General features: G+C 48.9%; 20 protein-coding genes. 10 read left to right on the top strand and 10 right to left on the bottom strand.

All coding sequences use genetic code 11. The features are described from left to right. Positions 1-6: 6 nt before the first annotated feature. From GWC95_RS16765 to hemA, 3 genes are read right to left on the bottom strand one after another with little or no spacing between them, the layout of a single operon-like run. Positions 7-714 carry a uroporphyrinogen-III synthase gene (locus GWC95_RS16765; protein WP_161819868.1) on the bottom strand — a complete coding sequence of 236 codons (708 nt, stop codon included), beginning with the start codon at positions 712-714 and terminating at the stop codon, positions 7-9. Then, positions 701-1654 (bottom strand): hydroxymethylbilane synthase, encoded by a 954-nt coding sequence (gene hemC, locus GWC95_RS16760; protein WP_161819867.1) that lies wholly within the window; start codon positions 1652-1654, stop codon positions 701-703. The genes GWC95_RS16765 and hemC overlap by 14 nt, the downstream gene beginning before the upstream one ends. A gap of 3 nt (positions 1655-1657) precedes the next feature. Further along, on the bottom strand, positions 1658-2860 hold the full coding sequence (hemA, locus tag GWC95_RS16755; RefSeq protein WP_161820433.1) for a glutamyl-tRNA reductase: 1203 nt from the start codon (positions 2858-2860) through the stop codon (positions 1658-1660). 188 nt (positions 2861-3048) lie between these two features. On the opposite strand from hemA, the gene hemH reads away from it, so the two are divergent. Both hemH and GWC95_RS16745 read left to right on the top strand, forming a co-directional pair. Next, a complete protein-coding gene (hemH, locus tag GWC95_RS16750; RefSeq protein ID WP_161819866.1) occupies positions 3049-4110 on the top strand; it encodes a ferrochelatase in 1062 nt (353 codons plus the stop codon). An 8-nt stretch (positions 4111-4118) separates the two neighbouring features. After that, positions 4119-4673 (top strand): CopD family protein, encoded by a 555-nt coding sequence (locus GWC95_RS16745; RefSeq protein WP_161819865.1) that lies wholly within the window; start codon positions 4119-4121, stop codon positions 4671-4673. Between the two features lie 10 nt (positions 4674-4683). Here GWC95_RS16745 and GWC95_RS16740 read toward each other — a convergent pair whose 3' ends face one another. Both GWC95_RS16740 and GWC95_RS16735 read right to left on the bottom strand, forming a co-directional pair. After that, complete coding sequence (locus GWC95_RS16740; protein ID WP_161819864.1) at positions 4684-5103, bottom strand: hypothetical protein; 420 nt, start codon at positions 5101-5103, stop codon at positions 4684-4686. 74 nt (positions 5104-5177) lie between these two features. Then, a complete protein-coding gene (locus GWC95_RS16735; protein ID WP_161819863.1) occupies positions 5178-6089 on the bottom strand; it encodes a DUF6263 family protein in 912 nt (303 codons plus the stop codon). Positions 6090-6231: 142 nt separating this feature from the next. On the opposite strand from GWC95_RS16735, the gene ileS reads away from it, so the two are divergent. Beyond that, a complete protein-coding gene (gene ileS / locus GWC95_RS16730) occupies positions 6232-9585 on the top strand; it encodes an isoleucine--tRNA ligase (RefSeq protein WP_161819862.1) in 3354 nt (1117 codons plus the stop codon). A gap of 6 nt (positions 9586-9591) precedes the next feature. After that, a complete protein-coding gene (locus GWC95_RS16725) occupies positions 9592-10620 on the top strand; it encodes a TraR/DksA family transcriptional regulator (protein WP_161819861.1) in 1029 nt (342 codons plus the stop codon). Positions 10621-10734: 114 nt separating this feature from the next. On the opposite strand, the gene GWC95_RS16720 is transcribed toward GWC95_RS16725, so the two are convergent. Next, positions 10735-12552, bottom strand: a complete 1818-nt coding sequence (locus GWC95_RS16720) for an ABC transporter ATP-binding protein (protein WP_161819860.1) — start codon at positions 12550-12552, stop codon at positions 10735-10737. Between the two features lie 63 nt (positions 12553-12615). Between GWC95_RS16720 and rbfA the strand changes: the two genes are divergently transcribed. Both rbfA and GWC95_RS16710 read left to right on the top strand, forming a co-directional pair. Next, positions 12616-12978, top strand: coding sequence for a 30S ribosome-binding factor RbfA (gene rbfA, locus GWC95_RS16715; protein WP_161819859.1), 363 nt, complete (start codon positions 12616-12618; stop codon positions 12976-12978). A gap of 147 nt (positions 12979-13125) precedes the next feature. Then, a complete protein-coding gene (locus GWC95_RS16710) occupies positions 13126-14340 on the top strand; it encodes an FtsX-like permease family protein (RefSeq protein ID WP_161819858.1) in 1215 nt (404 codons plus the stop codon). Positions 14341-14355: 15 nt separating this feature from the next. On the opposite strand, the gene GWC95_RS16705 is transcribed toward GWC95_RS16710, so the two are convergent. Then, positions 14356-15207, bottom strand: coding sequence for a hypothetical protein (locus GWC95_RS16705; protein WP_161819857.1), 852 nt, complete (start codon positions 15205-15207; stop codon positions 14356-14358). Positions 15208-15317: 110 nt separating this feature from the next. Then, complete coding sequence (locus GWC95_RS16700; RefSeq protein WP_161819856.1) at positions 15318-16160, bottom strand: transketolase; 843 nt, start codon at positions 16158-16160, stop codon at positions 15318-15320. A gap of 159 nt (positions 16161-16319) precedes the next feature. Here GWC95_RS16700 and frr point away from each other — a divergent pair, with 159 nt between their 5' ends. After that, positions 16320-16883, top strand: a complete 564-nt coding sequence (gene frr / locus GWC95_RS16695; protein WP_161819855.1) for a ribosome recycling factor — start codon at positions 16320-16322, stop codon at positions 16881-16883. Between the two features lie 103 nt (positions 16884-16986). Here the strand turns inward: frr and GWC95_RS16690 are convergent, their stop codons facing one another. Then, the gene (locus tag GWC95_RS16690) at positions 16987-17856 is read right to left on the bottom strand and encodes a DMT family transporter (RefSeq protein WP_161819854.1); all 870 of its coding nucleotides are present in this window, start codon (positions 17854-17856) and stop codon (positions 16987-16989) included. A 70-nt stretch (positions 17857-17926) separates the two neighbouring features. Between GWC95_RS16690 and GWC95_RS16685 the strand changes: the two genes are divergently transcribed. The 3 genes from GWC95_RS16685 (at position 17927) to GWC95_RS16675 (ending at position 20077) form a co-directional block, all read left to right on the top strand. Beyond that, a complete protein-coding gene (locus GWC95_RS16685) occupies positions 17927-18706 on the top strand; it encodes a PPK2 family polyphosphate kinase (protein ID WP_161819853.1) in 780 nt (259 codons plus the stop codon). Between the two features lie 18 nt (positions 18707-18724). Further along, on the top strand, positions 18725-19147 hold the full coding sequence (mscL, locus tag GWC95_RS16680) for a large-conductance mechanosensitive channel protein MscL (protein ID WP_161819852.1): 423 nt from the start codon (positions 18725-18727) through the stop codon (positions 19145-19147). A gap of 81 nt (positions 19148-19228) precedes the next feature. Beyond that, positions 19229-20077 (top strand): segregation and condensation protein A, encoded by an 849-nt coding sequence (locus GWC95_RS16675; protein WP_161819851.1) that lies wholly within the window; start codon positions 19229-19231, stop codon positions 20075-20077. 95 nt (positions 20078-20172) lie between these two features. On the opposite strand, the gene dxs is transcribed toward GWC95_RS16675, so the two are convergent. Next, positions 20173-22098 carry a 1-deoxy-D-xylulose-5-phosphate synthase gene (gene dxs / locus GWC95_RS16670; RefSeq protein ID WP_161819850.1) on the bottom strand — a complete coding sequence of 642 codons (1926 nt, stop codon included), beginning with the start codon at positions 22096-22098 and terminating at the stop codon, positions 20173-20175. Positions 22099-22141 lie beyond the last annotated feature (43 nt).

Below are 22141 nucleotides of genomic sequence, written 5' to 3'. Positions count from 1 at the left end.
TTTGCATCATACCACCTCAAAATAATCCACCGCCTGTTCCAGCAACGCATCCTTGCCCGGCTGAAGCGCTGTAACGATCTTGTTTGAACAATATTTCCGGATCGCTTTTGCCGTGGTATCGCCGATCGCAAACAAAGTGGTGTTGACCGGAAGTTTATTGGTTGTAAAAAAACTTTCAACGGCACTCGGACTAAAAAACAAAATGCCATCGTAATTTTTTTCTACGGTATGGTGGATCAGCGTGGTTTCGTAAACGGTGATCTCTGTAACATCTATGTTTTGCGTCCTTAGTTTGCCCGGCAGTTCTTCCCTTCGCTTGTTGCCGCAGAAAAAGATGACCTCATCGGGTTCTTCATTGCTGATGATTTCTTCTGCCAGCTCTGCTGCATTGTCTGCGGTACCTGCGATCGTGTGCTCACCAAAATAGCTACTGATCAATTGCAGGGTTGTATGTCCCATGCAATAGATGCGCCATTCGGGCACAAAACCATCCAGCATTTCTGTAACCGCAACCACTGCGTTCATGCTTGTAAAAACAACCACCGCATTTTCGGTAGAGGCCCATTCTATCTCCTGCTGGATCTCTATGTTTTGTATCGCGTTCGTTTCAATGAACGACAATACATCTATGCCCATATTTTTACGCGCGGCTTTTTTTACCAGCGCGGCGCTTACCGGGCGCGTTGATAATATCTGGATATTATGCCCCGCCATTCCTGATCGCGTTTATGATGTTGTCGCCACCCTTTGCAAGCAATTCCGCTGCGGCGCGTGTGCCGAGGTTTTCGCTTCCGGAAGAAGCGACATCGAGTTCTACTTCTATTTTTTCTTTCCCATCTACCGATAAGATATTTCCCCTGAAGAAAATATTTCCTTCTTTCCATTCTGCCAATGCACTGATGGGTGTTGCGCATCCGCCCAGCAGGGCGCGTAAAAAATCGCGTTCAATTTTTGTGCAAAGTTCGGTTGCGTCGTCGTTCAGTACTGCACAGGCGTCTTTTGCAAACTGGTCCGGTTCTTTGCAAACGATCATGATGGCTCCTTGTGCGGGGGCGGGCAACATCCAGTCGAGTTCAATTGCATTTTCAGGGCGAAGGCCGATCCGCTCCAATCCCGCTGCGGCAAAAATGGCGCCGTTCCAGTTGCTCTCTTCCACTTTGCGCAGGCGCGTGTTCACATTGCCGCGCAGGTTTTCAATGGTATGACCCGGAAACCGGTGCAGCCATTGGGCCTTGCGGCGTATGCTGCTGGTGGCTATGGTGAATGGCGCATGCGTGTCAACGTTCGCCGCATCACCCTTCACGGTATTTATAAATCCGGTATCGCCGGTTTTATACACGAGCAGGTCTTTGTAAGAGGCCCGCTTCAACACCGCTGCCTGCACAATTCCTTTGGCGGGTTGGGTGGGAACGTCTTTCATGGAATGAACCGCTATATCGATGCGGTTGTTCAACAGGGCGGCATCCAGTGTCTGGGTAAAAATGCCCTGAACGCCCAGCTCATACAGAGGTGTAACGAGGTCGATGTCGCCTTCGCTTTTGATGAGCACAAGTTCGGAAGCGATGTTGTTGGCGCGCAGTTGGTCCTGCACCAATGTGGCTTGCCAGACAGCCAGCTGGCTGTCGCGCGTTCCGATCCGTAATGCGTTTTTCATGTTTTAGTTGATGGTCATAAAATCATTGATCGCCTCAATATAGTAACATCCGGGCTGATGCTGGCTGCGCATTTTTACGGCAACCGTGTTCACTACTTTCTGAATAGCATCCTGATCAATGAGTGGCGATGGGTGTGCGGCCGAAAAGAGCCCGCAATTGTGCATTTCACTCAGCTTTTGCTTTACCGCCCTCAGTACCGGCACATGTTTGCGCAGGCCGAACCATTCGCGGAACTCAAGTATGTGTTGCTGGATAATGTGCATTGCTTTGGGAACCTCCGCCAAACGATTCTGTAAGGTTTGGTCGTTGATCATCGACAGGTCGTCGACATTCGCCAGCCTGATGTGTGGCAACTGTCCCACGGCGGGTTCAATGTTATTGGGTATGGATAGGTCGATCAGGATCTTTGGCCCGCTTGCGGCAAGGCTTTCTTTCGTGATCACCGCTTTTTCTGCATTGGTGGCCACGATCACGATATCGGCGTTATCGATGTGCTGTTTCATTTCTGCATAGGGCGCATACCGCAATCCCAGCTCAATGGCCATCGATACCGCTTTGAAATCGGTACGGTTAATAAGCGTAATGTTCTTGGTGCCTAAATAATCAATGATGTTCTTGCATGTGTTGCGGCCGATCTTTCCTGTGCCCAGCAAAACAATTTTTTTGTTGGATGTATTGGCCGCCTGTTCCTTGATGAACTGTATGGCAGCAAAAGAAACCGAGATGGTTCCGCCACTCAATGCCGTTTCGTTCTTGATGACTTTGGATGATTGCAATACCGTATTGTAAAGACGTTCCAGGAACGACCCGATACAGCCATGTTGTTTTGCAAACTTGACCGCGAGTTTCATTTGCCCCACGATCTCATAATCGCCGAGGATCTGGGAATCGAGCCCTGCCCCCACGGAAAAAATATGTTCGATGGCTTCTTCGCCCTGTTTGATGTATGCGAGCTGTTTAAAGGCCTCGGCCGAACCAACGGTTTCGCTGCAGAGCAGATCAATAAGCAAGGTTGCATCCGGCGCTACCGCATAGATCTCGGTGCGGTTGCAGGTGCTTAATATGAACAATTCCTTTAAACCATGCGCCTTGGCTTTTTGTAAAAGGGATGCGTATTGATCCGCATTTACAGCAAAATCGCCGCGCATAACCGCATCGGTTTTCCTGTAATTGATCCCTGCTACAAAAAATTGGTTCATCTCCATGTTCGGCTGGCCATTTGGGCTTTGTAAATAAGTACGCAAAGGTATCCTTCCCGTTATCGCGAAAAGCAGTTTTTTCGTCATTCAATTGTCATTTCTCCTTCTTTCGCCCTTGTGGCCCTCAAAACCGGGGGTGGTATTTGTGCCCCTGCATTTACACGTTGTGATTGTTGCTTTACATTTGCACCCTCATGTCAAACAACCCACAACCCGCCAAACGCGCCATCCTGTTGATGAACCTCGGCTCGCCCGATTCTACGGAAGTAAAAGATGTAAGGAGGTACCTGAACCAGTTCCTGATGGACAGCCGCGTGATAGACATACCGCTTGTTCCGAGGGCCTTGCTGGTGAGGGGCATCATTGTTCCGTTCCGCGCGCCGAAATCGGCGGAGGCCTACAGGACCATCTGGACAAAAGAAGGCTCGCCCCTGGTGGTGCTCACCAAACAATTGCAGCAGGCGCTTCAGCAACAACTGGAAGAGCCGGTGGCCATTGCGATGCGTTACGGCAACCCGTCGCCGAAAAAAGCATACGACGAGCTGCTGCAGCAAAACCCCGGCCTGGATGAGGTAGTACTGGTCCCCCTGTATCCTCACTATGCAATGAGCAGTTACGAAACCGCCGTTGAATATGCACGGCTGCAGCACGCGGGCAAAGGGTATCCCTTCAAACTTACCGTGATCAAACCGTTTTACAACGAGACGCAATACATCAATGCATTATCGGAAAACATTGCTTCGCATCTTACGGATGATTACGATCACCTGTTGTTCAGTTACCATGGCATTCCTGAACGGCATGTACGCAAAACAGATCCTACGGGTTGCCATTGCCTGAAGGCGGGTAATTGTTGCGATACGGCGTCTGTTGCGCATGCAACCTGTTACCGCCACCAGGTGTTCGCTACAACAAAACTGGTAGCGGAAAAGCTGAACATCCCCAAAGAAAAATACAGCATTTCATTCCAGTCGCGCCTGGGAAAAGGATGGCTGCAACCCTTTACAGACGTGCGTTTGGAAGAAATGCCGAAAGAAGGCATCAAGAAACTACTGGTTGTTTGCCCGGCATTTGTGAGCGATTGCCTGGAAACACTGGAAGAGATCGAAGAACGCGGTAAAGAATCATTTATGAATGCCGGCGGAGAATCCTATCACATGATTCCTTGTTTGAATACGCATCCGTTGTGGGTAGCTGCGTTGGCGGGATGGATCGGTGCGCTCAGGGCCGGCAACCATGAAATGGTACTAAAGTAACGCATGCTATGTATTTCTATTTGAAAGCGCTCCATATCATTTTCATTGTAACCTGGTTTGCCGGGCTGTTCTATATGCCGCGGCTTTTTATTTATGCTACGGAGGCGGGTGATAAAACGGAAGCTGAAAAAAATGTGTTGCGCGCGCAGTTTGGTATTATGATGAAAAGATTGTGGTATGGCATCACATGGCCCTCTGCAGTGATTACTTTGATCCTCGGCCCGGTGGTAATGTTTATGGGTGGCTGGCACAAAACCCTTCTGCAACAGGAAGGTAAATGGCTTTTGATCAAGTTGGTATTCGTCGCGTTTTTATATGCGTATCATTTTACACTTCACAAAATAGTAAAAGAAGAAAGCAGGGGCGTTTACAGGTATACGTCGCAGCAACTGCGCATCTGGAACGAAGTGGCAACCATTTTTCTCATAGCCATCGTAATGCTGGCGGTGGTGAAACAGGCGCTCAGTTTTGTATGGGGACTTTCCGGCTTAATCGTTTTGATTGCTGTGCTGATGATGGCGATCAGGGTTTACAAGACCATACGCAAAAAGAATTCGGGTTAACAGGAGGAATTTATTTACTGGCCCGGATCCTGTCGATTACAAAGAATGGCCTGCCGTCCACTTCCAAATCTTTGAATACGATACATCGGATCGTAAAGATCCTTCCCACAGATTCCTCGCTAAATACGGCCAGCGCCTCTTTGCTTTTATCGCTGGAAGGAATTCCATAAGTTTTATTGCAGTTTACAGGGGTGAAGAAAAGGCTGTATCCGAAATCTTTCTCCCTAAGCCTGATTTTTCTCAGGATATACTTTTCCAACACTGGGGGCCCCACCTCTTTGCAAACGACTTTAATTGAGATCGTATCCCTGCCATTCCTGAATTTCGGGTGCGCAAGAAAACCGCACGCATCAACCGGTATTTTGGATTGCCCGTTTGCGCCAGTAAGGCAGCTTGATAGACAGAATAAAATTATTATTAACCTTGCCATATTAAATCGGTTTAAGTTTTTGATCGTGGTAAAGTGATCTATAAATTAGTGCGTAAAAAATAGCCCCGTTTTTTTCAACGATCTACCTTCCACACTTTGTACTTTATTTCACAGTGCAACCTGCAGGGAAATTTTGTGGTTGCCTGTCCGCTTCTTGTTTCTGTTGTTTCTCCCGCAAGGTCCTGTACAAGAAAAGTTGTGGAGGGCCATCCTGTTCTTACATCCAGCTCTATATCGGATCTTATTTTGCCAAGCATTTTTGAGCCTTCGCTGATGCCTGCTCCTACATAATGATCCTCTTGTATAAAAAGATCTCCCCCGGCCACCAGTTTCAACCGCGATGTTTCCATCATGCCGATGTACATCACGATATTAAATTGTGATGGTTTGGTTACCTGCGAAGCCGTTCTCCAATGTGTGGTTCCATCGGGGGCATAAATATGTGTGTAGGGTTGCAATGTGTTTTTGAGCGCAAGATTCCCAAAGGATCTTGACGCGTCCGATGCGATCATTGACTGCACACTATCCGGGAACTGTTTGAACCGGTCCGCAACTTCGGTCCCGATCATTTCATCGATGCCTTTGATTTGGTCGATGTAACCGAGGTCGTTCATGTGGATCGAAAAAGGGCGGTCGATCAGCTTTTTAATAATGTAGGCCGATAGTTCTTTGCCCGAAGAGTCGGTATTGCTGAGAACGTATTCTTTATGGGTTGCATCTGAGTGCAGGATGTGCGAAACTTTTTTATACCTCGCTTCAAACACATACCTGTGGCGTTTCTCACCCACAACTTTTAATTCCAGCAATGTTTCGCGTGTGGAGGTCAATAGCACCTTTTTGTCCTTGAGCGTGATCAACGATTGCCCTTCGCTGATAAAACGAAGCATATAGGTTTCGCCTTTCTGCAGTTGGTAGCGCAACGATTGCTGCTGCCCTGCCGACGCAAAACAACAAATCGATAAAAGAATAAAAAGCAGTGTTCGCATAGGTTGATCGCAAAAAAGGCAATATATAATGAAAAAAGATGATAAAAGTGATTTTCCCGGTGTTTTTCGCCGCCGAAACCTTGCTGGACGCAGCTCATGGCTCGCAGCTTTTTCGTACCTTTGCCCCCATTTTTACAGGTTTATGAACGCAAAATATCCAGAATTCTCCGGACTCAACCTTCCGGCCATCGAACAGGAAATATTGAACAAATGGAGCAGGGGAGAAGCTTTTGAAAAAAGTGTTTCCCTGCGCGAAGGCAAGAAACCATTCGTATTTTATGAGGGCCCGCCAAGCGCCAATGGTATGCCGGGGATTCACCATGTGATCTCGCGTACGTTGAAAGACATGGTTTGCCGTTACAAAACCATGCAGGGCTTCCAGGTAAAAAGAAAGGGCGGCTGGGATACGCATGGCCTGCCCATAGAACTTGGTGTGGAGAAAGAACTGGGCATTACGAAAGAAGACATCGGTAAAAAAATATCCGTTGAAGAATACAACCAGAAATGCCGCGAAGCCGTGCTTCGTTACAAAGGCAAATGGGATGAACTTACAACGAAAATGGGTTATTGGGTTGATCTGAACGATCCCTACATAACCTACGAAAACAATTACATCGAAACGCTCTGGTGGATCCTGAGCGAACTGTATAAAAAAGGATTGCTCTACGAAAGCGTAAGCATCCAGCCCTATTCTCCCGCAGCGGGAACGGGTTTGAGTTCTCATGAGCTGAACCAGCCCGGCACTTACAAGGATGTGAAAGATACTTCCGCTGTTGCCATGTTCAAAGCAGTGAAGAACGAAAATACGCAATTCCTGTTCGACGCAGCAGGCAACGACGAGGTGTTCTTCATGGCATGGACAACCACTCCATGGACACTTCCTTCAAACCTCGGCCTTACCGTAGGGGCCAACATTGAATACGTTCTTGTAAAAACATTCAACCCCTACACACATCTTCCTGTAAACGTAGTACTTGCCAAAGCCTTGCTGGGCAAGTATTTCAAGCCGGAAGGAGAGAACGGGGATTTTGAGGGGTATGATGAGAAAGCAAAAATCCTTCCTTACAAAATCCTTGTATCATTCAAAGGTTCGCAGGTTGAAAATGCGGAGTATGAACAATTGCTTCCTTACCCGGCCAACTCGTTAGAGGTGATCAAAGAGATCACACCGGATGCAAAACCTTTCCGCGTGATTGTTGGTGATTTTGTGACCACGGAAGACGGTACGGGCATCGTACACACGGCGCCGGCATTTGGTGCAGACGATTACCGCGTAGGAAAAAAATACAACATCGGTATTCTTACGATGGTTGACAGGCAGGGGAAATTTGCAGACGGCCTCGGTGAATTCAGCAACCGCTATGTAAAGAACTACAAGGATGAAAAAGATTACGTTGATGTGAACGTAGACATCAGCGTAAAACTCAAAAAAGAAAACCGTGCTTTCAAAGTAGAAAAATACGAGCACAGCTACCCGCATTGCTGGAGAACGGATAAACCCGTTCTGTATTACCCGCTCGATGCCTGGTTCATCAAAACCACCGCTGTAAAAGAACGCATGGTTGAGCTGAACAAAACCATCAACTGGAAACCGCGTTCAACAGGTGAAGGGCGCTTTGGCAACTGGCTCGAGAACATGGTAGACTGGAACCTCAGCCGCAGCCGCTATTGGGGAACTCCGCTTCCTGTGTGGAGAACAGAAGACGGCGAAGAAGAAGTTTGCATCGGCTCCATTGCAGAACTGAACGAAGGCATCCGCAAGGCAAACGAAGTACTGGGCAGCGGGGTGAACAGCCATTACCTGCACGAAGGCATCCTCGACCTGCACAAACCATTTGTCGATGATATTATCCTTGTAAGTGCATCGGGCAAACCAATGAAGCGGGTTGCTGACCTGATCGATGTGTGGTTCGACAGCGGGGCCATGCCTTACGCGCAATGGCACTATCCATTTCAAAACAAAGACCTGATCGATAAAGGACAGGCCTTCCCGGCAGATTTTATTGCGGAGGGCGTTGACCAGACGCGTGGCTGGTTTTATACGCTGCACGCACTGGGTGTAATGCTCTTTGATAGCGTGGCCTATAAAACAGTGGTAAGCAACGGGCTGGTACTGGATAAGGATGGCAATAAAATGAGCAAACGCCTCGGCAACGTGGTAAACCCTTTCGAGACCATCGAAAAATACGGGGCGGATGCTACACGTTGGTACCTCATCACCAATGCATCGCCATGGGACAACCTCAAATTCGACCTCGCGGGGATACAGGAGGTACAACGAAAATTCTTCGGCACGCTTTACAATACCTACCAGTTCTTTGCGCTTTATGCGAATGTGGATGGCTTTGCCTTTGAGCAGGAGCGCGTTCCATTGGCGGAAAGACCCGAGATCGACAGGTGGATCTTGTCGTCGCTCAATACCCTCGTCAAAAACGTAACCCGCGCGATGGACGATTACGAGCCCACGCTCGCCGGGCGTTTCATTGAAGAATTTGTGGATGAGCAGCTGAGCAACTGGTATGTGCGTCTTTGCCGCCGCCGTTTCTGGAAAGGCGAGTACGAGGGAGATAAGATCGCAGCCTACCAGACTTTGTATGAGTGCCTGGAAACGATCGTTCGCCTGATGGCGCCGATCTCTCCTTTCTTCAGCGATGCTGTTTTCAGGAACCTGGATTCGGTTACGCAAAAATTCAGCGTCGAATCGGTTCACCATGCCGATTTCCCGGTGGCTGATGAGCAGGCGATCGATGTGTCGCTGGAGGAAAGGATGCAATTGGCGCAGGATGTGTGCTCGCTCGTGCTTTCACTCCGTAAAAAAGTGAACATTAAGGTTCGCCAGCCGTTACAAAAGGTGATGATCCCTGTTCTGGATGCGCGGATGAAAACCCAGCTCGAAAAGATCGAAGATCTTATTAAAGCAGAAGTTAATGTGAAGGAGATGGTTTACATCACTGAAACGGAAGGTGTGATCAGCAAAAAGATCAAGGCCAACTTCAAGGCCCTCGGAACCAGGATGGGAGCAAAGATGAAAGCCGTAAGCGCGGCCATCAGCAGCTTTAGCCAGCAGGACATCGCCACCATTGAAAAAGACGGGAAATACGATTTATCGATTGATGGCGAGACAGTTACGATTGAATTGGGCGATGTAGACATAGTGGCGGAAGATATTCCCGGCTGGAGTGTGGCCAACAAGGGCAGTCTTACCGTGGCGCTCGACATCACCATCAGCGAAGAACTGAAGCAGGAAGGCGATGCGCGCGAATTCGTGAACCGCGTACAAAATATCAGAAAAGAAAGCGGTTTTGAACTCACAGACCGTATATTCGTGACCGTGCTTGACAATAAAGACCTCAAGCCGTCCATTATTAAGTATAACGACTATATTTGCCGCGAAATTCTGGCAGATACCATTGACTGGTCAGCTGAAATAGCAGATGGTACAGAGATCGAGATCAATGACATTCTGTTGAAAGTGGTAGTTAACAAAAAAGGATAAAACTGTATGCCTACTAAGAAACCTGCTCCTAAAAAGGCGGCCCCGGCTAAGAAACCGGCTCCTAAACCAGCTAAAAAAGCGGCCCCGGCTAAGAAAGCGGCTCCTAAACCAGCGCCTAAAAAAGCGGCCCCGGCTAAGAAAGCGGCTCCTAAACCAGCGCCTAAGAAAGCAGTTCCGGCTAAGAAAGTGGCTCCTAAACCAGCGCCCAAAAAGGCGGCCCCTGTTAAAAAACCGGCACCGGTAAAAGCAGCGGCCAAAGCAGTTCCGGCAAAAGCGGCACCTGCCAAAGCAGCGCCTGCCAAAGCAGCGCCTGCCAAAGCAGCGGTAAAACCTGCACCGGCAAAAGCGGCACCCGCAAAACCAGCACCGACTCCCGTAAAAAAAGGAGGGCTTCAGGTTAGGCCGGGCGCTAAAGTACCGGTAAAAGTGGCAGCACCCGTTAAACCCGTTTCAAAACCATTACCACCGTTTCAGAAACCAGAGCCCAAAGGGCCGCCACAACCACCCGTAAAACCAGTTAAAAAACAACCTGAACCCATTAAAGACGTGAAAGTGCCGAAGATCAATACGAAGACGAGTGTGCCGTACCAGCCAGGTTATACGCAACTGGAAAAAAGAGCAGACGCCCAGAGAACCAATGGAGACCCGTTGGTAAAATACAGCGACAGCGACCTGAACGAGTTCAGGGAACTGATCGGTAAAAAACTGGAAGCGGCTAAAAAAGAGCTGGCCTATCTCCAGGGACTCATTACCCGCAAGGATGAAATGGGTGGAGACAACGACGATGCACGCTACATGACCATGGAAGATGGCAGCATGAGCATGGAACGCGAACAGCTGAGCCAGATGGCAAGCCGCCAGATCACCTACATCGATCACCTTGAGAAAGCGATGATGCGTATCGAGAACAAAACCTACGGCATTTGCCGCGTAACCGGGAAGCTCATAGACAAGGCCCGCCTCCGTGCAGTGCCGCATGCTACCTTGAGCCTGGAAGCGAAACTGGGCCTGGTTAAACCAAGCGCAGAACAATAAAGCAACACTACACCAAATATAAAGGCCGCGTAATCGCGGCCTTTTTTGTGCGTGGTATTGTCTCGTATCATTATATGGTGATCGCCGTTTTGGTGATACCGCCCATACATTGTGCTATTTCACTTCCTGCATCTCTACCAGTTTCCTGTAGATGCCATTCTGTACAAGCAACTGGTCGTGTGTTCCGCGCTCAACAATTTCCCCTTTCTGCAACACGATGATCTCGTCTGCATGGCGGATGGTTGATAAACGGTGCGCGATCACCAGCGAGGTCCGGTTCTGCATCATGTTATTGATCGCATCCTGTACCAGTCGCTCGCTCTCGGTATCGAGTGATGAAGTGGCCTCATCCAGGATCAGGATGGGCGGGTTTTTCAGAACGGCGCGCGCGATGGTGAGGCGTTGTCTTTCACCACCACTCAATTTGCTGCCACGATCACCGATGTTGGAATCGAACCCATCCTCTTTTTGCCTGATGAAGTTGAGCGCATTGGCCACGCCTGCGGCTTCCTCTATCCGTTGCGGTGTAACATGGTCTGCGCCGAGGGCTATGTTGTTGGCGATGCTGTCGTTAAACAGGATCGGCTCCTGTGTTACTATGCCCATCAGGTTTCGAACAGAATGCAATGAATACGACTTGATGTTCACGCCGTCGATCAGCAGTTCTCCTTCCGTTACATCGTGAAAACGCGGCACAAGGTCTGCAAGCGAACTTTTGCCCGCGCCGGAAGAACCCACCAACGCAACCGTTTTTCCTTTTTCGATGATGAGGTTGATGTTGCGCAGGATCACTTTATCATCATACGCAAAAGAAACATTCCTGAACTCGATGCTTTTGTTGAACGATGTGATCGTTTTTGCACCCGGCTCATCGGTTACCTTGATCGGCGCCTGCAACACTTCTTCAATACGCTGTATGGCCGAACTTCCTCTTTGAATATTGTAAAAACCGGTCGACAATGATTTTGCCGGGCTGATGATCTGCGTAAACACAGCTATGTACATGATAAAGCTTTCCGAATCCAGCCCGTTGCTGAACACCAGTTTGCCGCCAAACCAAACCACGCACAACAACACCAGCACCCCTAAAAATTCAGACATAGGCGAGGCAAGGTCGCGGCGGAAGTTCATCCTGTTGCGGATCTGGTTGAGCTTTCCGTTGGTATTGAAAAATTTGGCGCGTAGTATTTTTTCCGCGTTGAAGGCTTTGATCACGCGGAGCCCGCCAAGCGTTTCATCCAATATCGACATCAATGTGCCCAGCTGCTCCTGCGCATTGGTGGATTGTTTTTTCAACGAACGGCTCACCCGCCCGATGATAAAACCCGCAATGGGCAAAAGCACCAGCAGGAACAACGACAAAGCCGGGCTCAAAAACACGAGCGTAACAAGCAATATCAGGATATTGAGCGGGTCGCGCACCAAGCCCTCGAGCGTTCCCACCACGCTCCATTCAACCTCGTTTGCATCGTTGCTCATGCGGCTGATGATATCGCCCTTGCGCTGCTCGGTAAAAAAGCCGATGGGCAGCTCGAGGATCTTTGTGTAGAGATCGGATCGGAGCCTCGTCATAATGTGGTTCCGCATCGGCGTAAGCACGCGGAACGACATATAGATAAATACATTCTTAAAGAAAATGGCCACCAGTGTAACCATGCAGGTAACCGCGAGCGCATAGGCCTGCCCATGTTCCTTCACTACACGTACGAGGTGGAATTTGATGTAATCGAGCAGTTCATCCGGCCGGAAGGAGAGCGCAGGCGCAACAGGGTCGGCCACCAGGTCCTTTTTAAACAGCATGTTCAGGATGGAAACCAGCATGGAAAGCGACAGTAGCGAGAAAACAACCGCCAAAATATTGAATACGAAGTAGAGAACAATGTTCTGTTTCTGGCTCCGCAGGTAGAATAGTATTCGGGAAAATCGCTTCATAAAGGATAAAACACTTAAAACGCAGCAAAGTAACTAATTTTGTACGCAAACAAACGTTAGAATATGGAGGAGGGTAAACGACAAAGACAAGTGGCCGGCGCATTGCAGGAAGAACTGAACGATATATTCAGGCGGCTGGGACTGTCTATGATAGACGGCGGAATGGTATCCATCTCTTCCGTAAAAGTTACGCCCGACCTGCTCGAGGCGCGCATTTACCTTAGCCTTTTCCAGGTAAAGGATGCGAAAGGAACGATGAAAACCATCGAATCGCGCGCATGGGAGATCAAAAAAGAGCTCGCCGACCGCGTTAAACACCAGCTCCGCAGGATTCCCGTGCTCCATTTTTACCTGGATGATACGCTGGATTATGTGTTTAAAATGGAAGAGATCTTCAAACAGATATCCAAAGACAAAGGTGAGTAACCTGGTTGGGCCGCCGGTTTACCCGTTTTATATTTGGTTGATACAGGTTTCCCCGATTCGCGAAGCGAATTGAAAACGCGTTGGGCGGCAAACTATATCAAACAAACCGGCGGGCCGGCAAACTGCTAAGCCAATAAACAAAAAAGCTTGAACCTTCTTTTCGCCTGGCGCTATTTCCGTTCAAACAAGTCAACCAATGCGATCAACGTGATCGCCTGGATCAGTGTTGCGGCCATCGCGGTGGGCAGCGCGGCGTTGATCGTGGTGCTCAGCGTGTTCAACGGGTTTGAGGACCTGGTGAAAGGGTTGTATTCAGATTTTTATGCAGACATGCGCATTGTTCCCGCACGTGGAAAAACATTTCACATCGCAGGCGACCAGGTCAGTAAAATAAAAAACACAAAGGGCGTTGCGGTGATCAGTTTTGTTGCAGAAGAAAAAGCAATGCTCAACAACGATGGCATTGTGCCCGCAACAATAAAAGGGGTGGATGAAAATTATACCGCCATCAACAAACTCAACACACCGGAGCACATCCCGCGCGGTAAATTTGAACTGGGTACACCTTCAGAACCAAAACTGGTGGTGGGCGCCGGTATTGAGAATGCGGCCAACATAGAGATCGACCGGCAGGTGGCGCCCGCAACCATTTACCTTCCCAACAAGAACGCGGCACGCTTAACATCAGAAGACGGGTTGAACTCGTTCAGTGTAATGCCAGTAGGTACTTTTATGGTACAACAGGAGTTCGACAATAAATACGTGTTCAGTAACCTGGGCTTTGTAAAATACATGCTCAACATGGCACCCGATGAATTCAGCGCCATAGAAATGAAATTATCGGGAAGCGATAAGGAAGTCAAAAAACAGTTGGAGGCCATCGTTGGAAAGGACCTTGTTGTTCAAACAAGGTATGAGCAGAATAAAACAGTATACGCCATCATGCAGGTGGAAAAATGGGTGATCTATGGCATCCTTTCCCTTATCCTGGTTGTGGCCGCCTTTAACATGATCGGGGCATTAACGATGATCGTTCTTGAAAAACAGAAAGACATTGCCGTGCTCAAGGCCATGGGCGCAAACGACCAGCTGGTGCAGCGGATCTTTTTGAGCGAAGGCCTTTTGCTCGCAGCCATCGGCGGCGGCGCAGGTATTTTGCTGGCAACGGTTGTATGCTGGATCCAACTTCAATTCAAACCCATCAAGCTCGGCGGCGATACATTTATCATCGATTACTACCCTGTAAAAATGGTGGCAACAGATTACCTGCTCGTGATCGGAACCGTTGCCCTTATCGCGTTTTTGGCATCGTGGATTCCATCCAGGAAAGCGAGTGCGCAGTTTTTTTCTTTGAAGAGTTAAGGGTTTGTTTTGAGATCATTTCCCGAATGCTTTCTTTACCCAGGTCTTTGCCTGTTTAAACACATCCACTTTGCGCGCGGGCTGGAGGCCATCGTGTGTAAGCTGGTTGTTGTAGTTGTGCTGCAGCTTCATTGCATACTGGCGATCGTTTGAATCGCCATGGAGTAATTCGTTGATGTAGGGTGCAACATTACCGCTTAAGGTACTGTTCATGGAAACGGTCTGGTATTCGCTTCTCAACACCGGGTTGTCGTTCCTGTTTACCGGCGGCTTCCCGTTCTCTGCAAAATAATCTGCCTGGAAGATCTCCGGGTTTAATTTTTTCAAACGCGCCGTTCCCTTTCTTTCGTTTCTCCAGGGATGTTCGTTCCTGTGTAACTGGCGGATGAGGAACTCTTTGTTCCACAAAGTAACCTGGTGCGACATCAGGAAATCCGAGCTTTGGTTATCCAGTTTTGCGATCTCAAACCCTTCAATAAAAATACCTGTAGCAACCGTGGTGTATACTTCTGAGCTATGGAGCTTTACAAGTTTCCAATCATTGGCCTCCGCCATCTCAAAAAGCCGGTTAAAGAAATCGCCGTTCACTTTTTTGTTCAGCCACATGTCTTCCTGGAAATACAGTACATATTTCTCAGGTATACTGTTCAGCAATACCACGAGCCTGTCGGCCCATTGCCCTTTGCCCGAGCGGATGTTTTCAAAATGATCGATCGAAACAGTTTTCTCTTCCGTTGCAAAATAATAATTGCATCGCGCAGAAAAATCCCAATACTTCGAAAAGAAAAAAGAAAACCCTTTGTAGAGAAGCTCGTACCTGTCACAGCTATGAACGAGTAGTGCTACGTTATTTTGTGCTGTGCTCATAGGGGAGGTTTGTTTAGTGGTTTGATTGTTTACCCGGCCACCTGTACTGATTTCTTTTTTAATAAATCAGCAGGCAAACAAATAAACAATCAAACCCATCACCAAAAACTTTAATAGTCTCCGAGTGTTTCCGGCAGTTGCGCCAGTGCTTTGGCCAGTTGTTCATCGTTTGGAGCGATGCCGTGCCATTCGTGGCTGCCTTCCATGAAATCGATTCCTTTACCCATGCCTGTTTTCATCAGTATGCAGATGGGTTTGCCTTGTCCGCGCATCGATTTTGCCTTATCGAGGGTCGCAACGATCGAAGCCATATCATGTCCATCCATTTCAAGAACGGTCCAGCCAAATGCTTCAAATTTTGCGCGGAGGTTGCCGAGCGACATTACTTTATCCGTAGGGCCGTCTATCTGTTGCCCGTTCCAGTCGATGGTTGAGATCAGGTTGTCCACTTTATGGTGTGCGGCAAACATGATGGCTTCCCAGTTTTGTCCTTCGTCAAGTTCACCATCCCCGTGCAAGGAGAACACGAAATGCTCGTCGCCATTGATCTTTTTGGTCAGCGCCGCGCCGATGGCAACGCTCATGCCCTGCCCGAGCGATCCGCTGGCCACACGTACACCCGGCAGGTGTTCATGCGTAGTAGGATGGCCCTGTAAGCGTGAGTTGATCTTGCGGAAGCTCGCCAGTTCCTTCACCTCGAAATACCCTGAGCGGGCGAGGGCAGAATAATATACAGGAGAGATGTGTCCGTTGGAGAGGAAGAAAAGATCTTCATCTTTTCCGTCCATCTTAAAATTCGTATCGTGTTTCATGGTGTGGAAGAACAGCGCCGCGAAATAATCCGCGCAGCCGAGTGATCCCCCCGGGTGCCCGCTCTGAACGCCATGAACCATTCTAACGATATCGCGCCTCATCTGGGTGGCGACATTCTGCAGATCCTGTATGCTTGCCATAAATTGTAATTATTGGCGCAAATATAAGGGAGTTAGGAGTTTTAAGTCGGTAGTTTGGCGTTTCCACTGAATTTTGGGTAAAAACGGCTGTATACATCAAACTCCTAACTTAAAACTCCCAACTCTTTACTATTTTCGCCCATTCAAAAACGAAGCGTTATGTCGGAAGAATTACAACTGATAGTGGAAGATGCAGAAGAGGCGATGAAGAAAGCCATCAGCCACCTGGAAACAGAGCTGACAAAGATCCGTGCGGGCAAGGCGAGCCCGTCTATGCTGGATGGCATCAATGTAGATTATTACGGTTCACCAACACCTATTGCACAGGTGGCCAATATAACGGTGCTGGATGTGCGTACGATCAGCATCCAGCCATGGGAAAAAAACATGCTGGCGCCGATAGAGCGTTCGATCATGCAGGCCAACATCGGCATTACACCGCAGAACGACGGTAACCAGATCAGGCTGTTCCTTCCGCCGCTTACCGAAGAGAGAAGAAAAGAGCTGTTCAAAAAAGCAAACGGGGAAGGCGAACATTCTAAAGTGGCCATCCGCAACATACGCCGCGACGCGATCGAAGGCATCAAGAAATTACAGAAAGACGGCCTTAGCGAAGACGAATCCAAAGACGGCGAAGGCAATGTGCAGCAGCTTACCGATAGATACATCGTGCTTGTTGACAAGCACCTGGCCGCGAAGGAGAAAGAGATGATGACGGTATAGCGTCGTTGGTAAAGAGATTGAATCTTTAAAAAGGGTCCGGGAGGTACATTGTTTGCTTCTTGGACCCTTTTCCTTTCTAAGCGTTTAATTGCCGGTTAAACGGCTAATTCTTCTTATTTACCAGGTACACACCCGCCAGGATGATGCCCAGGCAACCCATCTGCCACAACGTAACCTGTTCGCCGCCCCATACGCCCCAGAGAACGGCTACGAAGGGAATGCCGTACGTAACCATAGAGGCGAACAGCGTACCGGCGCGTTTTACAAGCATGTAAAAAAGTATGGAGGCGATGGCGGTTCCACCGATGCCGAGAACGGATGATGCAAGTGTAGAAAGCATCACGTCTTTGTGTGTTAACGGCAAATGGAAATAACCGGTGAAATAAAGGATCACGATCGTTGGAACGATCAGGAAAGTAAAGGCCAGCGCCGCAATGTTGATCGAGCCCACGCCCTGCATGTGCCGCCCCACCATGTTTACATTGATGCCGTATAAAAGCGTGGCGAGCAATACAAGCATGATGTGTGTAAAGTGCTCAAAACTGATGTTGCCCGATGGCGCCACCAGCAGGCACAACCCGCCAAAACCGATCAGCACGCCGATGATCTTCTGAACATTTGCCTTAAGCTGGAAAAAAGCGATACCCACCAATATGGTGAACAGGGGAGTGAGCGCATTGAGGATACCCGCCAGTGAACTCTCGATCCTGGTTTCGGCGATACAAAAAAGATAAGCAGGGAAGAAACTGCCAAGCAGGCCAGACAGGATCACCAAAACCAGTTTGTTTTTAGGAACCTGCTTCAGCGCCCTGAACGCAAAAGGAATGAGCACCACGCCTGCGCTGAGGATCCTGATCGATGCAACATGGTACGCGGTTAAGGTGTTCATACCCGCTTTCATCAGGATAAAGGAGCTGCCCCAGATAAGCGACAGTATAGTGAACAGCGCCCAGTTGAATAATTTATCTCTCAAGTAGTTTAATTTGTTTCAAAGTTGGCGGTTTTACAAAAGCAATTGGATAATTTTAGTAAAACTTATATAAGTGGCGATCCATCTCGATAAAATAAGCACACGCGCACCCAAAGGATCTGTGAAAGAAAAGATCAAAACAAAAACAGAAAAGATCCTCAGCGAGCTCGATGACCTGCAGAACCTCCTGTATGCGGAATCGAAACACGCAGTGCTGCTCATTTTCCAGGGAATGGATGCAAGCGGTAAAGACGGCGTTACACGAAATGTGCTTGGCAAACTCAACCCGCAGGGCGTAATGGTAAAATCTTTCAAAGCACCCTCTGAAGAAGAACTGGCGCATGATTTTCTGTGGAGGATACACAATCACTGTCCTGCCAGGGGAATGATACAGGTATTCAACCGCTCACATTACGAAGATGTACTCGTAACGCGTGTTCATAAAATGATTGGTGATACGGAAGCGAAGAAAAGAATGGCATCCATCAATGCTTTTGAAGAACTGCTGGCGAACAGCGATACGCACATCCTGAAATTCTATTTACACATTTCGCCCGAAGAACAGCAGATCCGCCTGCAGGAGCGTGTTCACAACCCGCAGAAACAATGGAAGCACAACGAAAGCGATTTTGAAGACGCCAAACACTGGAAAACCTATGTGAAAATGTATGAAGATTGTTTCAGATATTGCAACAGGATCCCGTGGCAGATCATTCCGGCAGACCAGAACTGGTACAAGGAATACCTTGTGGCAAAGGCGCTGCACGAATTGCTTACTTCTTTGAAGATGAAGTACCCGGACCTGGAGGAGGCCGACAGGCGATCCGCGGAAAAATTAATCCATAATCAATAACCAATAAAACTTGCTACTATGGGAATGTTCAAAGAATTCAAAGAGTTTGCCGTTAAGGGAAACCTGGTTGATATTGCCGTCGCTTTTGTAATGGGTGCGGCTTTTGGAAAGATCGTAACCTCGTTCATCGATGGCCTCGTTATGCCGTTGGTGGGGCTGCTCACCGGTGGCGTTAATTTCAACGACCAGGTATATGAATTGAAGGCGGCAACGGTAGATGCTTCGGGTAAGGCGGTGAATGCGGTGGTGATCAAATATGGGGAATTCATCACCAACCTCATCGATTTTGTGATCGTGGCATTCTGCATGTTCCTCGTTATCAAAGCCATCAACCGCATGAAAAAAGAAGAGCCGGCACCGGCCCCTAAACCGGCGGAACCTTCCGGTACGGATAAGTTGTTGATGGAGATCAGGGACACTTTAAAGAAAAACAACGGGTAAGGGCAAACGTGGATAAATAATGCCCCGCCACACCTATATTTGGCGCCGTTTCAGTTTTCTTTGCACCTAAAGCTACCGACAGTGAATAATGTGAGTTACCAGATCAAATTGGATCAGTTTGAAGGGCCGTTCGACCTTCTGTTGTTTTTTATTGAGCGGGATGAGCTGGATATTTACAATATCCCCATCACCAAGATCATCAATGATTTCCTTGAATTCATACACCAGGGCGAAAAGCTGAATATTGAGCTGAGCTCTGAGTTTATTCTTTTTGTTTCTACGCTGATGCGCATCAAGGCCCGTCTCCTGTTGCCGCGCAAAGAAATTGATGCACAGGGTAATGAGATCGACCCGCGCCAGGAGCTCATCGACAAGATCCTCGAATACAAACGATTCAAGGAGGCGGCCGCTAAAATGGCTGAGATGGAGGCCGAGCGCATGCTCATGATCAAACGCGGCAACCTGCAGCGGGAGATAGCCATGATCGGCGAAGAAGCATCGGAAGGAACAGAGATACAGAACATCACCCTTTTCAAACTCATGAAAGCGTTTGAAAAAGTGATGCTCCGCGTACAACAACGCCAGAACAAACCCGTGCACACCGTGGTTCGCTACAACTACACCATGGAAGGCAGCCGCGACTACATGCTCCATACCGTGCAACGCGAAAAAACGGTTTCTTTTGAGAAAGTGTTTGAAGTGTGCCAGGACAGGATCCACGCCATATTCCTGTTTTTGTCTATACTGGAACTATCGCAGCAGAAATTTATGAAACTCCTTGTTGGCCAGGGTATGAACAACTTCATCGTAGAATGGAACGAGAACCGCGAAGAAGACCTCCAGGCCGAAGGCGCAGTTGCAGACGATGAAACGATTGGTGGCGAAGAAAACAACCGCGAAGGCACCGAAGACGCTGCTACCGAAGAATAAGCATTTTAAAAAACAAATCAGTAAGGCAGGGATCAAAACATTGTTCCCTGCCTTACTGATTTTTGTATTCTGGTGATCCTACTTTCTTTTAGCAACTATCCGGCCAGTACTGAAACTTTTTCTTTCATCAGTTCCCTCACTGCATCTGCTATGCCCTGTGCATCGTAGGCGCATTCCCTGTGCAGTTCTTTTGGTGTGCCGTGTTCCACGAGCCTGTCGGGGATGCCGAGTATTCTCACTTCTGCCTGGTAGTTGTGTTTGCTCATGAATTCGAGGATGGCGCTGCCGAACCCGCCAACAACGGTACCGTCTTCAACGGTCACGATCTTTTTGTATTTGCCGAATGCCTCGTGAAGGAGGTCCTCGTCTATCGGTTTTACAAATCGCAGGTCGTAATGAGCGGGATCGATTCCCTGTGTTCTCAATTCGCGGATGGCTGCCTGCGCAAAATTGCCGGGATGTCCAAAACTGAGGATCGCGATCTCTTTCCCGTCTTTCAATTTTCTTCCTTTGCCGATCGTGATCTCTTCAAATGGCGTTCTCCATTCGGGCATCATCCCTTCTCCGCGTGGATAGCGGATCACGAAAGGATGGTTGTTGTTTGCGAGCTGGGCGGTGTACATGAGGTTGCGCAATTCCTGCTCGTTCATCGGCGCACTCACCACCAGATTCGGGATGCAGCGCATGTAAGGAATATCGTAACAGCCGTGGTGCGTCGGGCCGTCTTCGCCAACGAGCCCGGCCCTGTCTAAGCAGAATACAACCGGCAGTTTCTGAATGGCCACATCGTGCACCACCTGGTCGTAGGCGCGTTGCATGAAGGATGAATAGATGTTGCAGAACACCCGCATTCCCTGTGTTGCCAGGCCGGCGCTCAGGGTTACGGCATGCTGCTCGCAGATGCCCACGTCGAATGCGCGGTGCGGCATTTTTTCCATCATGAATTTGAGGGATGAACCGCTGGGCATGGCAGGTGTTACGCCCATTACCTGGTCGTTCGCTTCTGCAAGCTCGATCATGGTGTGGCCAAAAACATCCTGGTATTTGGGTGGTTGCGGTGCGTCTATTTTTTTCTTGTAGATCTCGCCCGTTACCTTGTCGAACAATCCCGGCGCGTGCCATTTGGTCTGGTCCTTTTCCGCAAGCGAATAACCTTTTCCCTTTACCGTTACAATGTGCAGCAGCTTGGGACCTGGTATTTTTTTGAGGTCGGTTAAGGTATCAACCAGCTTCGTGATGTTGTGCCCGTCTATCGGCCCGAAATACCTGATCTTGAGCGCCTCAAATAAATTGCTGCTTTTGGTAACAACGCTTTTCACACTCGCCTCCAGTTTGCCGGCCATATCGCGTGTAAAGTTCTTTCCCACGGGGAGCTTGCCCAGTATGTTCCAGATCTCGTCGCGCACCTTGTTGTAGGTAGGGGATGTGCTGATATCGGTCAGGTATTCTTTCAACGCACCCACATTCGGGTCGATGCTCATGCAGTTGTCGTTCAGGATGATGAGCACATCACTATCCGCAACGCCCGCATGGTTCATCGCTTCAAAGGCCATGCCCGCTGTCATCGATCCATCGCCGATCACGGCAACCGATTTCCTGTCCTCTCCTTTGTACTTGGCAGCCATGGCCATACCCAATGCCGCAGAAATGGAAGTGGACGAGTGTCCCACGCCAAACGTATCATATATACTTTCACTGCGTTTTGGAAAACCGCTGAGCCCTTTGTATTTGCGGTTGGTGACGAAATTATCCCTGCGGCCCGTAAGGATCTTATGACCGTATGCCTGGTGGCCCACATCCCATACGAGCTGGTCGTACGGCGTATTGTACACGTAATGAAGCGCCACGCTCAATTCAACCACGCCCAGGCTGGCGGCAAAATGCCCGCCGTGAACGCTCACCACATCCACAATATACTGGCGGAGCTCATCGCATATTTCGTGTAACTGGCTGCGGTTGAGTTTTTTCAGGTCTTCAGGCGAATCGATGGCCTGTAAAAGCGGACCGGGATTTATCTGCATGTAGCACGGAGATTTATATGTAAAAATAGTGTTTAGTTTGGAG

This window comes from Sediminibacterium roseum (assembly GCF_009939005.1).
GTDB lineage: Bacteria > Bacteroidota > Bacteroidia > Chitinophagales > Chitinophagaceae > Sediminibacterium > Sediminibacterium roseum.
Note: the sequence above shows the minus strand (reverse complement) of the source record. Positions and strands in the feature narration are given on the sequence as shown.

Excerpts from the sequence above, each read along its gene's own strand:
- GWC95_RS16765 (WP_161819868.1), bottom strand. The coding sequence starts at position 714 with ATGGCGGGGCATAATATCCAGATATTATCAACGCGCCCGGTAAGCGCC.
- hemC (WP_161819867.1), bottom strand. The coding sequence starts at position 1,654 with ATGAAAAACGCATTACGGATCGGAACGCGCGACAGCCAGCTGGCTGTC.
- hemA (WP_161820433.1), bottom strand. The coding sequence starts at position 2,860 with ATGGAGATGAACCAATTTTTTGTAGCAGGGATCAATTACAGGAAAACC.
- hemH (WP_161819866.1), top strand. The coding sequence starts at position 3,049 with ATGTCAAACAACCCACAACCCGCCAAACGCGCCATCCTGTTGATGAAC.
- GWC95_RS16745 (WP_161819865.1), top strand. The coding sequence starts at position 4,119 with ATGTATTTCTATTTGAAAGCGCTCCATATCATTTTCATTGTAACCTGG.
- GWC95_RS16740 (WP_161819864.1), bottom strand. The coding sequence starts at position 5,103 with ATGGCAAGGTTAATAATAATTTTATTCTGTCTATCAAGCTGCCTTACT.
- GWC95_RS16735 (WP_161819863.1), bottom strand. The coding sequence starts at position 6,089 with ATGCGAACACTGCTTTTTATTCTTTTATCGATTTGTTGTTTTGCGTCG.
- ileS (WP_161819862.1), top strand. The coding sequence starts at position 6,232 with ATGAACGCAAAATATCCAGAATTCTCCGGACTCAACCTTCCGGCCATC.
- GWC95_RS16725 (WP_161819861.1), top strand. The coding sequence starts at position 9,592 with ATGCCTACTAAGAAACCTGCTCCTAAAAAGGCGGCCCCGGCTAAGAAA.
- GWC95_RS16720 (WP_161819860.1), bottom strand. The coding sequence starts at position 12,552 with ATGAAGCGATTTTCCCGAATACTATTCTACCTGCGGAGCCAGAAACAG.
- rbfA (WP_161819859.1), top strand. The coding sequence starts at position 12,616 with ATGGAGGAGGGTAAACGACAAAGACAAGTGGCCGGCGCATTGCAGGAA.
- GWC95_RS16705 (WP_161819857.1), bottom strand. The coding sequence starts at position 15,207 with ATGAGCACAGCACAAAATAACGTAGCACTACTCGTTCATAGCTGTGAC.
- GWC95_RS16700 (WP_161819856.1), bottom strand. The coding sequence starts at position 16,160 with ATGGCAAGCATACAGGATCTGCAGAATGTCGCCACCCAGATGAGGCGC.
- frr (WP_161819855.1), top strand. The coding sequence starts at position 16,320 with ATGTCGGAAGAATTACAACTGATAGTGGAAGATGCAGAAGAGGCGATG.
- mscL (WP_161819852.1), top strand. The coding sequence starts at position 18,725 with ATGGGAATGTTCAAAGAATTCAAAGAGTTTGCCGTTAAGGGAAACCTG.
- dxs (WP_161819850.1), bottom strand. The coding sequence starts at position 22,098 with ATGCAGATAAATCCCGGTCCGCTTTTACAGGCCATCGATTCGCCTGAA.